The 19,233-nt window shown below is 64.4% G+C and carries 16 protein-coding genes and 1 pseudogene; 6 read left to right on the top strand and 11 right to left on the bottom strand.

The features are described 5' to 3' along the window. Positions 1-48 precede the first annotated feature (48 nt). From FIV09_RS10835 to FIV09_RS20750, 9 genes and pseudogenes are all read right to left on the bottom strand, one after another. Positions 49-1,425: an NAD-dependent succinate-semialdehyde dehydrogenase gene (locus FIV09_RS10835; protein ID WP_152449957.1), complete on the bottom strand. Its 1,377-nt coding sequence runs from the start codon at positions 1,423-1,425 to the stop codon at positions 49-51. 238 nt (positions 1,426-1,663) lie between these two features. Further along, positions 1,664-2,680, bottom strand: coding sequence for a biotin-dependent carboxyltransferase family protein (locus FIV09_RS10830; RefSeq protein ID WP_152449956.1), 1,017 nt, complete (start codon positions 2,678-2,680; stop codon positions 1,664-1,666). Then, the gene (locus FIV09_RS10825; RefSeq protein WP_152449955.1) at positions 2,677-3,423 is read right to left on the bottom strand and encodes an allophanate hydrolase subunit 1; all 747 of its coding nucleotides are present in this window, start codon (positions 3,421-3,423) and stop codon (positions 2,677-2,679) included. Before FIV09_RS10825 ends, FIV09_RS10830 begins: the two co-directional genes overlap by 4 nt. Then, positions 3,420-4,703, bottom strand: a complete 1,284-nt coding sequence (locus tag FIV09_RS10820) for a TRAP transporter large permease (RefSeq protein ID WP_152449954.1) — start codon at positions 4,701-4,703, stop codon at positions 3,420-3,422. Before FIV09_RS10820 ends, FIV09_RS10825 begins: the two co-directional genes overlap by 4 nt. Further along, positions 4,700-5,248 (bottom strand): TRAP transporter small permease subunit, encoded by a 549-nt coding sequence (locus FIV09_RS10815; protein ID WP_152449953.1) that lies wholly within the window; start codon positions 5,246-5,248, stop codon positions 4,700-4,702. Before FIV09_RS10815 ends, FIV09_RS10820 begins: the two co-directional genes overlap by 4 nt. Before the next feature lie 32 nt (positions 5,249-5,280). Continuing rightward, positions 5,281-6,318, bottom strand: a complete 1,038-nt coding sequence (locus FIV09_RS10810; RefSeq protein WP_152449952.1) for a TRAP transporter substrate-binding protein — start codon at positions 6,316-6,318, stop codon at positions 5,281-5,283. A gap of 62 nt (positions 6,319-6,380) precedes the next feature. Further along, positions 6,381-7,202 (bottom strand): putative hydro-lyase, encoded by an 822-nt coding sequence (locus tag FIV09_RS10805; protein ID WP_152449951.1) that lies wholly within the window; start codon positions 7,200-7,202, stop codon positions 6,381-6,383. 77 nt (positions 7,203-7,279) lie between these two features. After that, positions 7,280-7,939, bottom strand: a complete 660-nt coding sequence (locus tag FIV09_RS10800) for a substrate-binding domain-containing protein (RefSeq protein ID WP_371417776.1) — start codon at positions 7,937-7,939, stop codon at positions 7,280-7,282. A gap of 102 nt (positions 7,940-8,041) precedes the next feature. Then, positions 8,042-8,176: pseudogene (locus tag FIV09_RS20750) on the bottom strand (LysR family transcriptional regulator); the annotation flags it as partial. A gap of 760 nt (positions 8,177-8,936) precedes the next feature. Between FIV09_RS20750 and FIV09_RS10795 the strand changes: the two are divergent. Next, the gene (locus FIV09_RS10795) at positions 8,937-11,915 is read left to right on the top strand and encodes a Hint domain-containing protein (RefSeq protein WP_152449949.1); all 2,979 of its coding nucleotides are present in this window, start codon (positions 8,937-8,939) and stop codon (positions 11,913-11,915) included. 130 nt (positions 11,916-12,045) lie between these two features. Here the strand turns inward: FIV09_RS10795 and FIV09_RS10790 are convergent, their stop codons facing one another. Next, complete coding sequence (locus FIV09_RS10790) at positions 12,046-13,902, bottom strand: sigma 54-interacting transcriptional regulator (protein WP_152449948.1); 1,857 nt, start codon at positions 13,900-13,902, stop codon at positions 12,046-12,048. 201 nt (positions 13,903-14,103) lie between these two features. On the opposite strand from FIV09_RS10790, the gene FIV09_RS10785 reads away from it, so the two are divergent. From FIV09_RS10785 to cynS, 5 genes are all read left to right on the top strand, one after another. After that, entirely contained in the window at positions 14,104-15,492 is a 1,389-nt protein-coding gene (locus tag FIV09_RS10785) for a CmpA/NrtA family ABC transporter substrate-binding protein (RefSeq protein ID WP_152449947.1), read from the top strand. Positions 15,493-15,495: 3 nt separating this feature from the next. Continuing rightward, positions 15,496-16,335 (top strand): nitrate ABC transporter permease, encoded by an 840-nt coding sequence (gene ntrB / locus FIV09_RS10780; protein WP_152449946.1) that lies wholly within the window; start codon positions 15,496-15,498, stop codon positions 16,333-16,335. Positions 16,336-16,346: 11 nt separating this feature from the next. Then, positions 16,347-17,255: an ABC transporter ATP-binding protein gene (locus tag FIV09_RS10775; protein ID WP_152449945.1), complete on the top strand. Its 909-nt coding sequence runs from the start codon at positions 16,347-16,349 to the stop codon at positions 17,253-17,255. An 88-nt stretch (positions 17,256-17,343) separates the two neighbouring features. After that, positions 17,344-17,751 (top strand): nuclear transport factor 2 family protein, encoded by a 408-nt coding sequence (locus FIV09_RS10770; RefSeq protein WP_216646470.1) that lies wholly within the window; start codon positions 17,344-17,346, stop codon positions 17,749-17,751. Between the two features lie 35 nt (positions 17,752-17,786). After that, entirely contained in the window at positions 17,787-18,257 is a 471-nt protein-coding gene (cynS, locus tag FIV09_RS10765) for a cyanase (protein WP_254702208.1), read from the top strand. 129 nt (positions 18,258-18,386) lie between these two features. Here the strand turns inward: cynS and FIV09_RS10760 are convergent, their stop codons facing one another. Further along, a complete protein-coding gene (locus tag FIV09_RS10760; RefSeq protein WP_152449943.1) occupies positions 18,387-19,010 on the bottom strand; it encodes an NTP transferase domain-containing protein in 624 nt (207 codons plus the stop codon). Positions 19,011-19,233 lie beyond the last annotated feature (223 nt).

Raw genomic sequence — 19,233 nt, 5'->3', positions numbered from 1 at the left:
TGGTCAGACCGACCAATCCCGAAGGATCGGGCGGGCAGGGGTCGCGGGTCAGGCTGCGACGTAGAGCGATTTGACGTTCACGAATTCCTTCATGCCGAAGCCGCCATGTTCGCGGCCATAGCCTGAATCCTTCACGCCGCCGAAGGGCATGTTCGGGATTGCGAGGTTGTACTTGTTGATACACACCATGCCGGTGTCGAAGTGCTTGGCGGCCAGTTCGCGGGCGCGCTTGGTGTCCTTCGAAAAGATCCCGCCGCCAAGGCCGTAACGGCTATCATTGGCGATGCGCATTGCGTCCATGTCATCCTTGGCGCGGATGATGGCCGCGACCGGGCCGAAGAGCTCGTCGTCATAGGCGGGCTGACCCGGTGCCACATCGACCAGAACGGTCGCCGGGTAATAGGCCCCCTTGCGGTCCGGCACTTCGCCACCGCAGAGGATGCGTGCGCCTTTCTCGACGCTCTTCTTGACCTGATCGGCCAGCTCGTCGCGCAGATCGGTCTTGGACATGGGGCCGAGTGCGGTTTCCTCATCCGTCGGATCGCCCAGCTCGGTCGCGCGCATCTTTTCGGTGAAGCGCTCGACGAAGGCATCGTAATTGGCGTCGGTCACGATGAAGCGCTTGGCGGCCACGCAGGTCTGGCCGTTATTGTAGAGACGGCCGGCGACGCAGCTTTCGACTGCGAGGTCGAGATCGGCATCATCAAGGACGAGATAGGCATCGTTCGAGCCCAGCTCCAGCACGGTCTTCTTGAGGTTCTTCGCGGCCTGTTCCGCCACGATCCGGCCCGCGCCATCGCTGCCTGTCAGGGTCACGCCGCGCACCTTGTCATGGGCGATCACGTCGTCGGATTGATCGTGGTCGATCAGCAGCACGGTGAAGAGGTTCTTGGGCAGGCCCGCCTTTTCGAAGAGATCGCGCAGGTAGAGCCCGCTGCCGGTGCAGTTCGCGGCGTGCTTCAGCAGAACGCCGTTGCCGGCCATGAGGTTGGCGATGGCATAGCGCACCACCTGGTAGGCCGGGAAGTTCCACGGCTGAATGCCGTAGACCACACCGATGGGCGCATAGGCCACGACGCCGGTGCCGCCGGGGATGTCACGCTCTTCGGACGACAGCTCGCTCGGGCCGTTCTCGGCGGTGAAGTCGCAGATCGCGGCGCAGAGGTCGATCTCGTCCCGGCTGTCGCCGATCAGCTTGCCGACTTCGCGGGTCATGAGCGCGGCAAATTCTTCCTTGTTGTCGCGCAGGGCCTGACCGATGGCCTTGATGGTCGCAGCCCGGTCTTCGGGCTCGACGAGGCGCCACTCGTCGAAGGCTGCGTGGCAGGCATCCACGGCCTTCATGGCCTCGTCGTCGGACATGAGATCGTAGGTTGCGATCTCTTCTTCGGTGGCGGGATTGACGGTCTTGATCGGGCTGCCCATGGCTGCCTCCGTGTTCGTGTGAATTGTTGCGGGATCAACACGCGCCGTCAGGTTTGGTTTCACCGCAGGGCCAATTCATCTTGTGATCGGGGGCCGCTTGTTTTGCGGGGATTGCACACTACCGGGCGGCGTGGGCGATGCAGGAAGTCGCACGCCCGTCTTGCGAAAAAGCCGCTATATCAGCGTTCTATTGGATCTTCGGGCGCTGTCCCGAAAAGAGCAGGGGCCGTGGAGCGGCTCAGGCCTCTTCGAGGTCGTCGCCCGCCGTCACGCCGCTGATCAGCTGATAGGACAGCAGATCCGGGATGTCCTGTGGTGCGCGTACGAGAGGACGGGCCGCCCCGCGCAGACCCTTCCGGCGGGTGGCCTCGCGCCGCTCGATCTCGTGCGCGGTGGCGAGGTCCACGAAGCTGAAGGTGATCGTTGCACCGGCGGGCGCCTGCGCCACGCGGGGCAGGTCCGTGGGCAGGACCGATCCGATCCGGGGATAGCCGCCGGTGGTCTGGCTTTCGGCCAGGAGCACGAAGGGCGTGCCGTCGCCCGTGACCTGGATATCGCCCGGCACGATGATCTCGGACAGGACGGAAAGGCCCGCCTCGCTTTCGAAACCGGCGCCATCCGGCACCATCCGCACACCCATGCGGTTGCCGCGCGAATCGCGGGTAAACCGGGTGGCCTCGAAGCGCGCGCGCTCTTCGGGGGCGAAGAAGTCGGTTTGCAGGCTTTCGACGATGCGCACGGCCCCGCCATCGAGCCGTCCGCCCACATCGAGCGTCATGCCCACCCGGTCGCCCTTGTCGGGCCCAACGGGCAGCCGGTCGCCCGCGACGATCCGCGCGCCGAGCCCCGCGGCCAGATGTGCCGATTGCGCGCCGAGACGCTCCTCGCAGGCGAGCCCGCCGCCGACGCTCAGATAGCCGTAGCTTCCGCGCTCCACCGCACCGATGGATAGCCGCGCGCCACGGGGCAGAAGGTGGCTCGCGTTCCACGCCACCCGCGCGCCATCGATGCTGGCGCGCATGGGCGCGCCGGTCAGCGCGATGCGGATATCCTCGCCCGCCTCGAACTCGCCGCCCATGCCTGCCATTTCCAGCGCGGGCAGGACGGGTTGGGCCAGAAGGGCGGCCCCTTCCTCAAGGGCGAGCCGGTCCGCAGCCCCTCCGCGCGACAGGCCGAAAGCAAGGTAGCCGTGCCGACCCATATCCTGAACCGTGAGGCCGGGGCCCGCCTGGTGAACGATCAATGCGCGGCTCATGCGACGGCCTCCGACGTGGCGCCGCCATCGGGGCCGCTTTGCTGCAGGTTCTCGAACGTGGCGCGGTCCACCGGGTCGAATTGCACCTCGTCGCCGGGACGCAGCACGAAGGGCGTGTCGCTGTCAGGACGGAAGAGCTTCACCGCCGTCTGGCCGATATGCCGCCAACCCGTGGGGGTTGAGACGGAAAACAGCACAAGCTGGCGCACGGCGACGACGAGCGCGCCAACGGGCACCTGATCGGTCAGCTGGCTCTGGCGGGGAATGTTCCAGGCCTCGGGCAGGGCGCCGAGATAGGGCTGACCCGGGGCGAAGCCGATGGTCTGCACGCGCACGCGGGCCTCCGAGATGGAGCGCACCGCCTCCTTGGCCGTCATGCCGGCCGCCTCGGCCGCTTCTTCGAGCTGCGGCGCCAGATCCGTGCCGTAGAGCGTCGGGATGCGCCAGAAGCGACGGCCTTCGGGCAGGGCCTCGGCATACCAATCCTTGTCGCCCAGAAGCTCGGCCACGCCTGCGCGGATCGCCTCCGGATCGCCCGCGATAGGGTCATAGCGCAGATAGGTGGAGACGAGGGAGGTCGAGGTCTCCTCGATCCCCTCGGGGCCATTACGGTCGAGCGCGCCACGGAAGGCCAGCGCCGCGCGGTTCGCCGCCTCGCTCAGCCTGTCGCCGAAGCTCACGAGCAGGCCGTCGACGCCGACGGTGCGGATCTTCGGCCAATCGTTCGCACCTGCTTCACTCATTGCAGTGCATCCGGCAGCCACAGGGCAATCGACGGGAAGGCAATCAGCGCCATCGCCATGGCCAGCATCGCGATGATGTAGGGTATCGTGCCCAGCATCACGTCCGACATCGGCCCCGATCGTCGCGCGCCCTGCACCACGTAGAGGTTCAGACCCACAGGCGGCGTGATCAGCGCCATCTCGATCAGCACGATCATCAGGATACCGAACCAGATCGGATCGAAGCCCATCTCGACCACCAGCGGCACGATGATCGGGATCGTCACGACCATCAGCGATAGCGTCTCGATGAAGAAGCCCAGAACGATGTAGATCAGCACGATCACGAAGATCGTCATCAGCGGCGTGAGGCCGAGCCCCGCGAGGAAGTCCTGCAATTCGCGTCCGATCCCGGCCGAGGCCAGCGTGAAGTTCAGGAAGGAGGCACCGATCACGACGAGCATGATCATCGAGGTGATCTTCACCGTGCCGAGGATCGAGTCCTTGAACATCTGCAAAGACACGCCCCCGAAGGCCGCGGCGATGACGATGGCACCTGCGACGCCCACGGCGGCGGCCTCGGTGGGGGTGGCCCAGCCCTTGTAGATCGTGCCGATGATGACCGTGAAGAGCAGGATGATCGGGATGAGTTCCAAGAGCGCCTTCAGCATCTGCGCAAAGGGGAAAAACCGGCGTTCGCCGCCGAGGCCCGGACGGATCATGCACAGGATCATGGTGATGACGACAAAGGCCAGTGCCAGCGCGATGCCCGGGACGAGGCCTGCAAGGAAGAGGCGCGGGATCGAGGTCTGCGTCAGGAAGCCGTAGACGATGAGGTTGATGGACGGCGGGATCATGATGCCGAGCGTGCCGCCGGCGGCAATGGCGCCCGAGAAGAGCTTCGGATCGTAGCCCAGCTTTTCGGCCTGCGGCATGGCCACGGTGGCCACGGTCGCGGCGGTGGCCACCGACGAGCCGGAGGTGGCCGAAAACATGGTCGCCGTGGCGATATTGGCATGGACAAGCCCGCCCGGCATCCAGCTCACCCAGCGGTCGAGCGCAGCATAGGTGCGGGTGGCAAGACCCGAACGCACGAGGATCTCGCCCAGCAGCACGAAGAACGGAATGGCGATCAGGGTGGCGTTGTTCGAGGTCGACCAGACGAGGTTGCCCAAGCCCCGGATGAGCGGGAAGGGCGAGAAGAACTGGTCGATGCCGAAGCCCAGAAGGAACAGCACGATGCCGACGGGGATCGACAGGCACAGAAGGCCCAGAAGGCCTGCGGAGATATAGGTAATCATTTCAGTTGATCCGCTTCGCCGAAAGTACCGATGGCCGCGTCGGAGGCGGCGTAATCGCCCTTGAGGACGAGCGAGGCCGCGGCGATGAGGGTGATCCAGGAGGCGAGCGCAAACCACACCCAGCCCAGGAACCACGGGAATTGCACAAGCGCGAGCGGCGTTTCGAGATTGGTATTGGCCCGCGATCCGTTGGCGAGCGAGCGCTCCAGCACCGGCCAGGCCTTGATCGCGATCAGGCTGATCGTGGCCGACAGGACCAGCATGGAAAAGAGATCGAAGAGGGCACGCCCCCGGGCCTGAACCCGGGAGCGCAGCAGGTCGATGCGGACATGGCCGAGCTCTGTGAGCGTGTAGGCCATGCCCCAGGCCGTCGCGATGGCCATTACGTAGCCCGAGACCTCGTCGGTCCCGCCCAGCGTGGACCCCATCCGGCGCAGCACGATATCGGCCAGCACGAAGGCCACGCAGGCAAAGAGCAGAATCCCGATCAGGATCGCCAATATGCCGTTCGCGGCGCGCAGCCGATGCAGAAGTGTCTCCGCCATGGGATGGGGCCTCGCTTTCAGGACGTCAGGGTTCAGTTGACCGGAACAGTCACACCGACGGCCGCGCCGACGCTGTCATTCCAGCGTGTGGCCCAGTCGCCGCCCGCGCGCTCGGCCCATTCGGGCAGCACTTCGGCGACAAGCACCTCACGCGCGCGTTCGAAATCAGCCTCGGAGGCCTCGACGAGCATCATGTTGCGCGCATCGCCCGCGGGGCACTCGCCATTGCCGGTGAGGCAGGCGATGTCGTTGACCAGCGCATCCTGCGCCACGGCCCAGGCGGGGGCTTCGAACTCGGACGCCGCCTGCTCGGTCAGAAGCGCCTTGTGCTCGTCCGAGAGGCTGTTCCACTTATCAAGGTTCACCGCCGTCACGACGCTGTCCCAACCGCCGAGCGGGATGGGCAGAAGATGCGTGGACACTTCCCACCAGCCTGCGGAATAGCCCGAACCGGCCCCCGTCACGGCGCAATCGACAACGCCTTTCTGCAAAGCGCCCGGCACTTCCGAGAACGACACGTTCACGCCCTCGGCGCCGAGAGCCTCAAGGAATTTCGCGGTCATCCGGCCCGATGCGCGGACCTTCTTGCCTTCGAGATCCGACAGCCCCGCGATCTCCGCGTTGCAGAAGACGACCTGCGGCGGGTAGGGCGCGATGGCCAGAACATGCGCGTTGAAGCGGTCGTTGTAGATGTCCTCGACCATGGGGCGGGCCGCATCGACCATGGCCTTCGCCTCATCCGCCGTGAGTGCCACGAGCGGCACGTCCAGTCCTTCCAGTTCGGGCGCGTCAGCCACGGCGTAATCGGCCACGGTCATCGCCACGTCGTAGACCCCGTCGCCCAGAAGGCGGTACACATCTCCCACGCCGAGGTTCATCTGGTCATGCGTGGTCAGCGCCACGTTGATCTCGCCATCGGAGGCGGCGGGCACGGTCTCGGTCCAGAAGGGCGCCTCGTATTCCTTGTGCAGCGGCAGGCCAGACCAGGAGCCCACGACCGACAGCTCTTCGGCCAGAGCCGGGGAGGCAAGCGCCGTCGTGGCGGCGAGGAAGGTCAGAGTGCGTTTCATGTCAGTCTCCTTGTTGGATGATGTTGGTCTTGTTGGTGTTATTTCTCTTGCCCGCTGGCCGCTCAGGCGGCCTTGGGATTGCGCACCGGGACTTCGGCGTCCTCGGCGATATCGGTGATCAGCATGTGACCGGGCTTGTGCGTGATGCAAAGCGGGATGCCCGCGCGCTCGATGGCCACTTGCGGTGTGACGCCACAGGCCCAGAAGACGGGGATCTTGCCCGGCTCGATCTCGCACGGATCGCCCCATTCCGGCGCCGACAGGTCGGTGATGCCGATTTTTGCCGGATCGCCCCAATGCACCGGCGCACCATGGGCAAGCGGAAAGCGTCGAGAGATGGCGATCACCTCGTCCAGCCGTTCGGGCGCGATGAAGCGCAGCGACACGACCGTCTTGCCTGAAAACGGCCCCGCAGGCACTGTCTCGAGGTTGGAGCGGAACATCGGCACGGTCGTGTCGTGGTCGATATGCCATTGCGGGATACCCGCCTCTTCGAGCGCGCGCTCGAAGGTGAAGGAGCAGCCCAGCGCGAAGGCCACAAGATCATCCGTCCAGATATCGGTAATGTCGTCGCGGCTGCCCGTAAGCTTGCCGTTCTCGTAGATATTGTAGGCGGGCACGTCGGTGCGGATGTCGATATCGGCGCCCAGCGTCATCATCATCGGGTTGCCGGTATCGGACACGCCCACGAGCGGGCATGGCTTCGGATTGCGCTGGCAGAAGCGCATGAAGTCGAGCGCGAAGGCCTCGGGCATGATGGCGAGATTGGTCTGCAGATATCCGGGCCCGAGTCCCGCCGTGTGCTTGGCGTAATGTCCGGCGCGGATTTCGCGGCGGAGGTTCGGCAGGTCGCTGCGGCGCAGCTCTTGATAGGTTGCAGTCATGTGAAGCCCCCCATGGTCAGGATGAGCGTGGCGGGAAGCTGCAATAAAAGCAAATCGAATAAAGTTGTCGGTAGTGATCAGGAATTTTGATCGGCGTAAAGCTGCGCGACCTCCAGCGCCATGCGCGCCGCGGTCTCGACCACATGGCTTTTCGGTGTGCCCCGATAGGAGGCGGTGAAGCGCAGGGGTTGCGGCGTCCAGCCCGGATCGAACCTGCGGATCGTGCCCGCATCGACATAGGTCTGGCCAAGCGCGCTGGGCAGGGCGGCGACGCCCAGATCGGCCTCCACCAGACGGAAGCAGGCCGAGAGCGACGACGAGGGAAAGATCGCCACATCGGGCCCGACCCGCTCGAACAGAAGGTCGCGCAATTCGCGGAAAGGCCGGGTGTTGCGTGCATAGGTCAGGATGGGGCGCCTGAGATAATGCGTGGGATCCTCCTCCGCCGGGGCCTTGGCGGAGACATACCAGGCCAGATCGAAGCCCGGCAGCGCTACGTTGTCGATGGAATATTCCGAGATCGGACCGAGCAGGATCGCCATGTCCAGTTCCTGCGCCAGCAGCGCCTCCCGCAGATCATTGGAGATGTCGACGCCGAACTCGATTTCCAGGTTGGGATAATGCGCGTGAAGCGCTGCGATGAGATCGGGCAGCCAGCATTGCGCGATGGTCTCCGAGACGCCGAGACGCAGACGCTTGTCGACACCGCCGGGATCGATCACGTCGCGCTCCACCATTTCGGAAATCTGTTCGAACTTTTCGGCATAGGAGACCAGCAGCTCGCCGCGCTTTGTCAGCCGCATGCCGCCGCCGCTGCGGTCAAAAAGCTGCGCCGAGAGGGTCTCTTCCAGCGCCTTGATGCGCGCGGTCACCGCAGGCTGCGTCAGGTTCAGACCGATGGCCGCCTTGCGCACGCCGCCCAGTCGCACGACGCCAAGGAAGGTTTTGACCTGTTCGAGATTGATTCTGCTCATGGGGTCAGCATGCCATCCGCATCCGCCGAGAACAGGGGCGTCTGTATGGACTGGGCGCGGGCATCCCGATTGTGGCGAAAATGGGGCAGAGCCCGAGCGTCGCCCTTCGCCGATTATGGCGAAATATGGCGTCGGTGCCTCCAACGATTCGGGGTCTGGTCGGGTCATTACTCCCAGAGCTGCGCGATAATTCTGCAAAGCACGCGCGATTGGTTCTCAACGCGGAACAACCCTGAATAGACTAGGGCGCGAATGAGGCAGCGCTCCGTTACGTCACTCTTTTGCGGCTCGTTTGGCGCGATTTTCGAAACAATGACGCACGGTTTCGCGGGGAAATGGCCGATTTTCTGCGGTTTTGGCTGATTTCGCCCGAAAATCGGAAACAATCGCGCGGGTCGGTCGGGTCAGGAGCGGTCCGAACCGGGGCCGGAAAAAGGCGATCGTGCCGATTTCGGACACTTTTCCAACAATTTTCCCTTTGTCCCGCCCCGGCGTTCACGTATCTCTGTGTGCAAGCCCACTGGGGGGTGACATCTGCTGGCCACGGGGGCGGCCACCAAAACGACCATCCTGACGGATGTATCGGAACATGTGGCCCGGCATATGCCGGGAGGCCGCCTGAGTCCTTGCGCGCTGACGATCGCGCCGCAAGACGCCCCGATCTCTGACCATGGATGCCGTGCTGGATTGTGTTTGGCGAGCCTTCGGGGCCGCCGCCGCTAAGAGGGACTGAAGTCCCCGGATCGTGGAAGGGTAAAAGATGCCAGATCTTACACTGGACTGGGTAGCATCGGGGTTGAACAGGGTCAGCGACGGCCCCGGACAGGATGGTGCCGTAACTGTCGAGACGGGCGGCGTCGCGGTCGATGTGACCTACGATTCCATCTCGGATAACTCGACCACGTATATCGTCGACATTCCGGGCTATGTCGCTCCGGGCGAGGATTTCGATGCCAACTCGCACCTCAAGCTTTACGCCGAGGGCAATGATACGGGCAGCCCGTCGCCGGAGCTGACCTCGACTGTCACGTTCGACTTCCGGTCGACCGACCCGCTTTACGGCGACAGCGTCACCAATGTGAGCTTCCGTCTGAACGACGTCGATGCCGGTCCCCAGGACCTCGCCGCGGGCCCCGGCCCGGGCTTCGAGGACCAGATCACCATCGAGGCGGTCGACGCCAATGGCGACCCGGCCACGATCACCATCACCTCTTCGGGCGAGGCAATCGTCTCGGGCAGCACGGCCATCGGTCAGGTGCTGACCAATTTCGACGATCCCAACGGTTCGCTCCTGATCGAGATCGAGGGGCCAATCCAGTCGATGTCCCTCATCCAGGACAATGGCGGCTCCGCGCAGCAGACCGTTCTCGTCTCCAACATCAACTTCTCCACGACCGATGGCGGCGACGGCAACCAGCCGCCCGTGGCCGTGGATGACGCCACGAATACCGAGGCAGGCGAGGCTGTTGCCTTCGCGGTCCTGGGCAATGACAGCGATCCGGACGGCGATCCGCTGACCGTGACGGCCGTCACGGATGGCGCCAATGGCACCGCGACGGTCAATGCGGCGGGCGAAGTTGTCTACACACCCAATGCCGGTTTCACGGGTGAAGACACCGTCACCTACACGATCGACGACGGCAATGGCGGCACCGCGACCGCAAACCTCGTCATCACCGTTGCGGATGGTCCGAACCTTCCGCCGGTCGCCGTGGACGACACCGCCGAGACCGACAACGAGACGCCCATCGTCGTGGACGTGGCTGACAACGACTCCGATCCCGACGGCGATCCGCTGACGGTGACAGGTGTGACCGACGGCACGAACGGCACCGCGACGATCAATGGCGATGGCGATGTTGTCTACACGCCCAACGCGGATTTTGTCGGGGACGATACCGTCACCTACACGATCGATGACGGCAATGGCGGCACCGATACCGGTGAACTCGTGGTCACCGTGACCGAGCCGGAGCCCGCGGGCGGACGCATCGATACGGATGTCTTCCCCGTGGCGCCTGCGGATCAACCGCTCGATCCGCTCAACGGCAACGACCAGGACCCCGACCCGAATGACGATCTCGACGTGGTCGAGGGCACCGGCGCGGGCGAACTGATCGAGACCGGCGACGATGCCGACACGATTTCCGGCAATGGCGGCGACGACACGATCCGTCCGGGCATCGACGACGACGTGGTCGGCGGCGGCGGCGGCAATGACCTGATCGAGGATATCCAGGGCTCCGACACGATCCGGGGCGGCCAGGGGGATGACACGATCATCGCGGGCGTCGACACCTTCTCCGATTACGAGAATGACGATCCGACCCTGCCGATCACCATCGGCGGCACCACCTTCGACAGCGATCCGAACCCGGAAGACGGCCGCGACTATGTCGAGGGCAACCAGGGCAACGATTTCATCTCCACGGGAGATGACCGCGATACGCTGGATGGCGGGCAGGGCAACGACACCCTTGCAGGCGGCATCGACGACGATCTCGTGATGGGCGGGCAGGGCAATGACATCCTGCTGGGCGGTCACGGCTCCGACACGCTCGATGGCGGTCAGGACGACGATCTGATCGACGGCTCGGCACCGCCCTCGCTTGAGATCCCGGACGATACCGACCCGCAGCCCGAGAATGACCGCGACCTGCTGCAGGGCTTCCTGGGCAACGACACGCTCATCGGCGGCGATGACGACGATACGCTCGAAGGTGGCTCCGGTGAGGACCAGCTCGACGGCGGTATCGACGATGACCTTCTCGGTGGCGGCGATGACAACGACACGCTGCTTGGCGGCGACGGCAACGACACGCTGAACGGCGATGGCGGGCTCGACTTCATCGACGGTGGTGCGGATCGCGACACGATCGTCGTCTCCGCGGCAGCCGAGGCGTCGATTGAAGACCTGGCAAACCCCGGCGAGTTCCTCGGCGACACCGTTCAGGGCGGCAATGCAGGCGATGATTTCGACACGCTGGACCTGTCCGGTGTGGGCCAGAAGGATGTCGACTGGCGCCTCGTGAACGAGCGTCCGGACGATGACGGCCCGCGTGAATCGAACGGCATCGACGGCACGATCGAGTACCTGAACGCGGCGGGCGAAGTCACCGGCTCCATGGATTTCTTCAATATCGAGGAAATCGTGCCCTGCTTCACGCCGGGGACCAAGGTGGCCACGCCGCAGGGCGAGCGTCTTGTCGAGGACCTGCGCGAGGGTGACAAGATCATCACTCGCGACAACGGTCTGCAGGAGATCCGCTGGGTCGGCCGCAAGGATCTGAGCGGCTTCGAGCTGGCGCGCAAGCCCCACATGAAGCCGGTCCTGATCCGCGCAGGCTCGCTTGGCAACAACCTGCCCGAGCATGACATGCTGGTCAGCCCCAACCACCGGATGCTGGTCAACAACGACAAGACCGCGCTCTACTTCGAGGAGCGGGAGGTTCTGGCCGCGGCCAAGCACCTCACCGGGCTTGAAGGGGTGGACGAGGTCCGCGCGCTGGGCGTCAGCTACATCCACTTCATGTTCGACCGCCACGAGGTCGTGCTCGCCAACGGGGCCTGGACCGAAAGCTTCCAGCCCGGCGATTACAGCCTCAAGGGAATCGGCAATGCACAGCGCAACGAGATCCTGGAACTCTTCCCGGAGCTTGCCGAGACCGAGGGCCTCAAGGGCTATGCCGCGGCACGCCGCTCGCTGAAGAAGCACGAGGCGCGTCTGCTGACAAAATAATCCACCGATTGCAGCGGCCCGAAGCGCCGTGCGATCGGAGGCTTCGGGCAGGATACGGGGCGGAGCGTGTGGGGCGCTTCGCCCCGCATTTATTCCGGGCTGTGCCGTTTTGAGGGCCCGCTGGGACGCGCTACTGCCAATCGTTCTCGGTGATCTCCATCGACTTGATGCGGGAATAAAGCGTGGTGGGACGCACCCCAAGAAGGGCCGCCGCCCCATTCGCCCCCGACACCCGCCCCCCGGTTTCCCGCAGGCAGGCCACGACGTTTTCGCGCAGGATGCGCTGCATCTCGGCCTCGGTGCGGATGGTCGCGTGGCTGGCACCGCTGTCTTCCGCAGTCCCGCCAAGTTCCAGCACCAGTTTCGGCCCCTTCGAGACGATGGCCGCGCGGTCGATCACATTGCGCAGCTCCTTCACGTTGCCCGGCCAGTCGTAGCGCATCATCTGCGCCATCGTGCCTTCGGTGATGACCGGCGCGGGGCGGTTCAGCCGGCGCGAGGCGATGTCGAGGATATGCGTCGCCAGGAGCGGGATATCCTCGATCCGGTCGCGCAAGGGCGCGCAGGTGACGGGAAAGACGTTGAGATGCAGCAGCAGGTCTTCGCGCAGTCGTCCGCTCGACACGGCCTTTTCGGGCGGCAGGGTGGTCGCGGCGATGACGCGGATATCCACGGGCTTGGCGCGCACGTCGCCCATCCGCGTGACCGTCTTCGACTGTAGCGAATGCAGAAGCTTGCCCTGATGTTCGACAGGCAGTTCCTGCACATCGTCCAGAAACAACGTTCCGCCATGGGCAAGCTCCAGCTTGCCCGGCTTGTCCCGGACGGCCCCCGGTGTCGCGCCTCTGATCTGGCCGAAGAGTTCCGCCTCTACGGCCTCGGGGGCGACGGAGCCGCATTTGAAATGAATGAGTGGACGGCGTGACCGCGGGCTGGCCTTGTGGATCGCCGTGGCGACCAGCGCCTTGCCCGTGCCCGTCTCGCCCGAGATCATCACCGTGGCCTCTGTCTGCGCCACGAGGTCGATCCGGCTCAGCACCTGCCGGATCGCGGGCGAGGTGCCGATGATGTCGTGATGCGCCCGCTCGGTGGTGATGGCTTCCTGCAGATAGGCGTTTTCCTGCTCCAGCCGGTCGCGCAGCGCGGCCACTTCGTCCAGCGCCTCGCGCAGCTTGCGCTCGCCTTCCTTGCGTTCCGTGATGTCGCGGAAGATTACCACCGCGCCCGCGAGAACGCGCTGATCGTAGATCGGGGTCGAGACATATTCGACGCGGATCGGCTTGCCATCCTTGCGCCAGAACACCTCATCCTCGATCCGGTTGACCTGTTCGAAGCGGAACGAGCGATAGATCGGGCAATCATGGGCCGGGTAGGCATCCCCGTCCATGTGGTGATGGTGGATCATCGAGTGGATGTCCCGGCCCAGCAGATCCTCCGTGGTCCATCCCAGCATTTCCTGCGCCGCGCGGTTCACGAATGTGGTCTTGCCCTCGGCATTGACGCCGTAGATGCCTTCACCCGCAGCATTCAGGATCAGCTGGTTTTGCCGCTCAAGCTCGGCAAAGAAGCTTTCGGCGCGCTTCCATTCATCAAGGCCCGCGCGGTGCAGGCCCGTGGTCTCGGCGATGCGGGCGCGCATTTCCAGAAGATCGAGGTCGATCAGCAGAAGCAGCACGAGATCGGGGGCGTTCCCCAAGAACCGTGCCCGCAATTCGCAGCGGATCTCCGTGCCGTCGCGGGTCCAGAGCCGCACGTCGCGGGTCCAGCCGGTGCCGCGATAGGCCACCTCTTCGAGAAAGACGATGAAGTCCGACAGGGCAGGCCCGAGATGCGGCGCAAAGCGCGGCCGGTCGATATCGCCACATTTGAGGAGGGCTGAGGCCGCGCCGTTCATCGCCTCGATACGGTCCGCGCGGGTGTCGAGGATCAGGGCCGCCTCGGGCAGGGCGGCAATCAGGGAATCGGGATCGAAGGCAGCATCGCGCATGCGGATGAGCCTACCGCATGACCCGGCGAGGTCATTACGATAATTCGCAATTTACGAAATATCGTGATGCATTCATGGGCGCATGTCTAGTTAAGGCAATGTTTTTGCGATATTTTATTATGTGCTGAAATGTTGGGCAGGTGAATTTCCGTCCGTGTCCATGATCCGCATGATGGCTCCAGACCAACAAAGGGGTGCATCATGACGATCAAGAGCTTGGGAAATCCATTCTCCGGAAAGACCGACCTGCGGCACGGCGCGGATTGCGGCTGCGACGGGTGTCTGTCCGGTCACGGCCATGACAAGGACCACGTCGAACCGGCGCAGATGAACTCCGAAGAGATGATGGAGCGCGCCGTCGAAAGCGCGATTGTCCGCTCCGTCTTCGGTCACAGCGATATCGGCCGACGGTCCTTCATGGGCATGCTGGGCGGGTCGACCGTTGCCGCCGCACTCGCCTCCGTCTTCCCGATGGATCAGGCCAAGGCCGCGATCCTCGACAATCTCGGGCCCCCGGAAAAGACCGACCTCAATATCGGCTTCGTGCCGATCACCTGCGCCACACCGATCATCATGGCGCAGCCCCTGGGCTTCTACGAGCGGTACGGCCTCAACGCCCAGGTCATCAAGACCGCAGGCTGGGCCGTGGCCCGCGACAAGTCGCTGTCCGGCGAATACGACGCCTCGCACATGCTGACGCCCATGCCACTTGCCATGACGCTGGGCGCAGGCTCCGTGGCTGAACCCTACATCATGCCCGCCGTGGAGAACATCAACGGTCAGGCGATCGTTCTGTCGAACGAGCATCTCGACAAGCGTGATCCGGCGCAGTGGAAGGGCTTCACCTTCGGCGTGCCGTTCGAATATTCGATGCATAACTTCCTTCTGCGCTACTACGTCGCCGAGTTCGGCCTCGACCCGGATGTCGACATCCAGATCCGCGTGGTGCCGCCGCCGGAGATGGTCGCGAACCTGCGCGCGGGCAACCTCGACGGCTATCTCTCGCCGGACCCGTTCAACCAGCGCGCGGTCTGGGAAGGCATCGGCTTCATTCACGTTCTCACGAAGGAGATCTGGGAAGGCCATCCCTGCTGCGCCTTCGCCGCCCCCCTGTCTTTCGCCGAAGAACTGCCCAACACCTACGGCGCGCTGCTGAAGTCCATCATCGATGCGACGCAATACGCCTCGAACCCCGACAACCGGAAGGAAATCTCGGCGGCCATCGCGCCCACCAACTACCTCAACCAGCCGGTCCCGGTGATCGAGCAGGTCCTGACCGGCACCTATGCGGACGGTCTGGGCGAGGTGCAGCGCGTGCCCGACCGGATCGATTTCGACCCGTTCCCGTGGCATTCCATGGGCGTCTGGATCCTCACGCAGATGAAGCGCTGGGGCTATATCGAGGGCGATATCGACTACAAGGCCGTGGCCGAGCAGGTCTATCTCGCCGCCGATGCGAAGAAGGTGATGGAGGATCTCGGCTACGAGGCGCCTGACGTCACCTACAAGTCGCACACGATCATGGGCAAGACCTTCGATCCGGCGGAGCCCGAGGCCTATGTGTCGAGCTTCCCGATCGGGAAAGGCTAAGCCATGCCCAGCGTGACGCTTACCCTCAACCAGCGCGCAGCGCTTCTGTCCATCGTCATGCTGGTGGTCGGCCTCCTGATCTGGGAGGCCGCCATACCGGCGCAGACGGCAGCGACCGAACTGACCGAATACGAACGGCTCATGGGCCTCGGCGAGGAGCGGGCAGGGGTGCCGCCCCCGTCCGACGTGATCGCCAAGGCGTGGGAGCAGCTGTCGGATCCGTTCTACGATGCGGGCCCCAACGACAAGGGCATCGGCATCCAGATCGGCTACTCGATCTACCGGGTCCTGACGGGCTACCTTCTGGCCGCGCTCGTGGCGATCCCATTGGGCTTCCTCATTGGCATGTCGCCCATCGCCTACAAGGCGCTCAACCCGTATATCCAGGTGCTGCGCCCGATCTCGCCGCTGGCATGGATGCCGCTTGCGCTGTTCATCATCCAGGACAGCGAGGCCTCGGCGATCTTCGTGATCTTCATCTGTTCCATATGGCCGATGCTCATCAATACCGCCTTCGGGGTGGCGGGCGTTCGGCAGGACTGGGTGAACGTGGCCCGCACGCATGAGCTGGGCAGCCTGAAGACAGCCTTCACGGTCATCCTGCCCGCCGCTGCCCCCACGATCATCACCGGCATGCGGATCTCCATCGGGATCGCTTGGCTCGTGATCGTCGCGGCCGAGATGCTCGTCGGCGGTACCGGGATCGGCTACTACGTGTGGAACGAGTGGAACAACCTCGATCTCACCTCCGTCATCTTCTCAATTCTCATGATCGGCGTCGTCGGCATGCTTCTGGACTCGGCCTTTGCCGTCCTGCAGCGCGCCGTGGCCTATGCCGAGTAAGGAGCGATCCAATGTCGAAACCGTTTCTTTCCATCGAACGGCTGACGCAACAATTCCCCGACGGTCAGGGGGGCACCCTGACCGTCTTCGAAAATGCCACCTTCGGCATCGAGAAGGGCGAGTTCGTGTGTATCCTCGGCCATTCCGGCTGCGGCAAGTCGACCATCATGAACATCCTCGCCGGTCTGGCGGAGCCCACATCGGGCGTCGTGAAGATGGACGGGTTCGAGGTCTCGGGGCCGAGCCTCGACCGGGGCGTGGTGTTCCAGAACTACTCGCTTCTGCCCTGGCTCTCGGCGCTGAAGAACGTCACCTTCGGGGTCGCGGCGCGCTATCCCGACTGGTCCAAGACCAAGGTGATCGAGCATGCCAAGCAATACCTGGCCATGGTCGGGCTTGAGGGCGATGTGGTGCACCGAAAGCCCAGCCAGCTTTCGGGCGGCATGCGGCAGCGCGTGTCGATCGCGCGGGCCTTCGCCAACCATCCCAAGCTTCTGCTGCTGGATGAACCCTTCGGCGCGCTCGACGCGCTGACCCGCGGCACGATCCAGGACGAGCTTCTGAAGATCTGGGGCGGGACCGAGCAGACGGTCTTTATGATCACCCACGACATCGACGAGGCGATCCTGCTCGCCGACCGCATCCTGCTCATGTCGAACGGACCCTACGCCCAGGTCGCGGAGGCGGTGGAGATCACCATTCCCCGTCCGCGCAACCGCACCGAGATCGTGGAGCATCCGAACTATTACGCGATCCGCAACCATCTGGTGCAGTTCCTCGGCAAGCGCTCGAAAGAGCTGTCGGGCCAGAAGTCCGACAAGGCCGACCTGTCGCCCGAGACCGTGCGTATCGACAAGACCGGCGCGGCCGAGGACGGCGCGGAAAGCGAGCCACGGCGGCTCAGGGCCGTGAACGAGTAAGCGAAGGTTCGCCACAGTGACTGACGCCGAACCTCCGCGCCCGCCGCTGCCGCCCTTCAGCTTCGAGGATGCGGTGAAGAAGGTCCGCATGGCCGAAGATGCGTGGAATACCCGCGATCCTGAGCGTGTGGCGCTGGCCTACACGCCGGACACGCGCTGGCGGAACCGCTCGGAGTTCCTGCAGGGACGCGACGAGGTGCGGGCCTTCCTGACCCGCAAGTGGGAGAAGGAAAACGGCTATCGCCTGATCAAGGAGATCTGGGCCCATGGCGAGGACCGCATCGCCGTGCGCTTCGTCTACGAGTGGCACGACGCGGAGGGCCAGTGGTTCCGCGCCCATGGCAACGAGAACTGGGCCTTCGACGAGAAGGGCTTCATGGCCGAGCGCCACGCCTCGATCAACGATGTGCCGATCTCGGAAGAGGACCGCAAATTCCGCTGGCCGCAAGGCAAGCGGCCTGACGACCACCCCGGGCTCACCGAGCTCGGCCTGTAATCCACCAAACGAACGCGACTGGAGAGGAGAAAACCATGAAGGATAGTTTTGAGATGCCCGAGACCATGGACAAGGAAGACGTCACCGCGATGATCCTGTCGGCCAAGAAGCAGGCGGGCCTCACTTGGGAGGAGATCGCCGCGAAGATCGACATGTCGCCCGTCTGGACCCACTCGGCCTGCATGGGCATGAACGCCATGCCCGCCGAGAAGGCCAAGGCGCTGGTGTCGGTCATGGGTCTGCCGCAGGAAGCGGCGTCCGTGCTTGAAGAAAGCCCCACAAAGGTCTGGGAACAAACAGTTCCGACCGACCCCTGCATCTATCGCCTCTACGAGATCGTGGGCGTCTACGGCCCCACCATCAAGGCGCTGATCCACGAGAAATTCGGCGATGGCATCATGTCCGCCATTGATTTCGACATGCAGATCACCCGCGTGGAGCACCCCAAGGGCGACCGCGTGAAGATCGAGATGTCGGGCAAGTATCTGGGCTACAATTCCTGGTAAGCGCCGCCGGGCCTTGCTGCCCGATCACGGTCAATGAATGTCGGGCGGGGCTTGGGCTCCGCCCGGTTTTGTTTTGCGGGCGGCACCGCTGACCGCACCCGGCTCAGGTTGAGGCGCTGCGATGCGGGCTCACCCGTCCATGCGCCCCGCACCTTGGGCTGCGCGCCAACGGGCCCAATCCTCCGGCGTATCGAGATCGACGCGCGCGCGATTGGCGGGCAGGGCCACGTGGTCCACGCAACCGGCCTCCGCCTCAGCCGCCAGAATATCCCGCGCGCCTGCATCGCCGGTCAATTGCGTGAGCGCTGCGCGAAAGTGGGACGGAAAGATCACCGGATGACCGGGCGCGCCATTCTCCGTCGTTGCGCGCAGGATCCGCTGGCCGTCGCCTTCCGCGAAGTGCTGCGCGAGATGGCGCAGATCCGCGGCCGTGATCTCGGGCATGTCGGCGGGCAGGATCAGGATGCCCCGCGCATTTTCCGGCACGGCGCGGGCCGCCCGGACCAGGGACCGGGCCATGCCCTCCGCCGCGTCCGGCACAGGAATCCGCAGGACATCGAGCCCGTCGAGCGCAGCCCCCCGCGCACCGGCCGGGTCGGGCAGGGCGACAATGACCCGCGCGCTCACACTGCTTGCGGCAAGGGCGATCCGGCGCAGCAACGCTACGCCGTCCACCTGCTCGGTCAGCTTGTCACCGCCCCGCATACGCGTTCCAAGACCCGCTGCGGGAATAATGCTGGCCAACTGCGTCATATCGTCTATTTGAGCTTTTCAAACGGTAAGTCGGGTGCGTATAGCCGGGTTTCGCCAACTATATTACAAATGTGCATATCAATGACTCCAAAAATTGACAGGTGCATTTGTCCACGTTAGTTGACGGGCCAGCGATCTCGGTTCGCCTTTTGCAGGTTGGGATATTCCAGGCTTGGGGGTCCCGGGTGAGAATGCCGCAGATCATACTTCTGCGGCGGCACGG

The sequence above is a fragment of the Roseivivax sp. THAF197b genome (assembly GCF_009363255.1).
Lineage (GTDB): Bacteria > Pseudomonadota > Alphaproteobacteria > Rhodobacterales > Rhodobacteraceae > Roseivivax.
The sequence above is the reverse complement of the archived record's forward strand: the minus strand, read 5'-3'. Positions and strand labels throughout refer to the sequence as shown.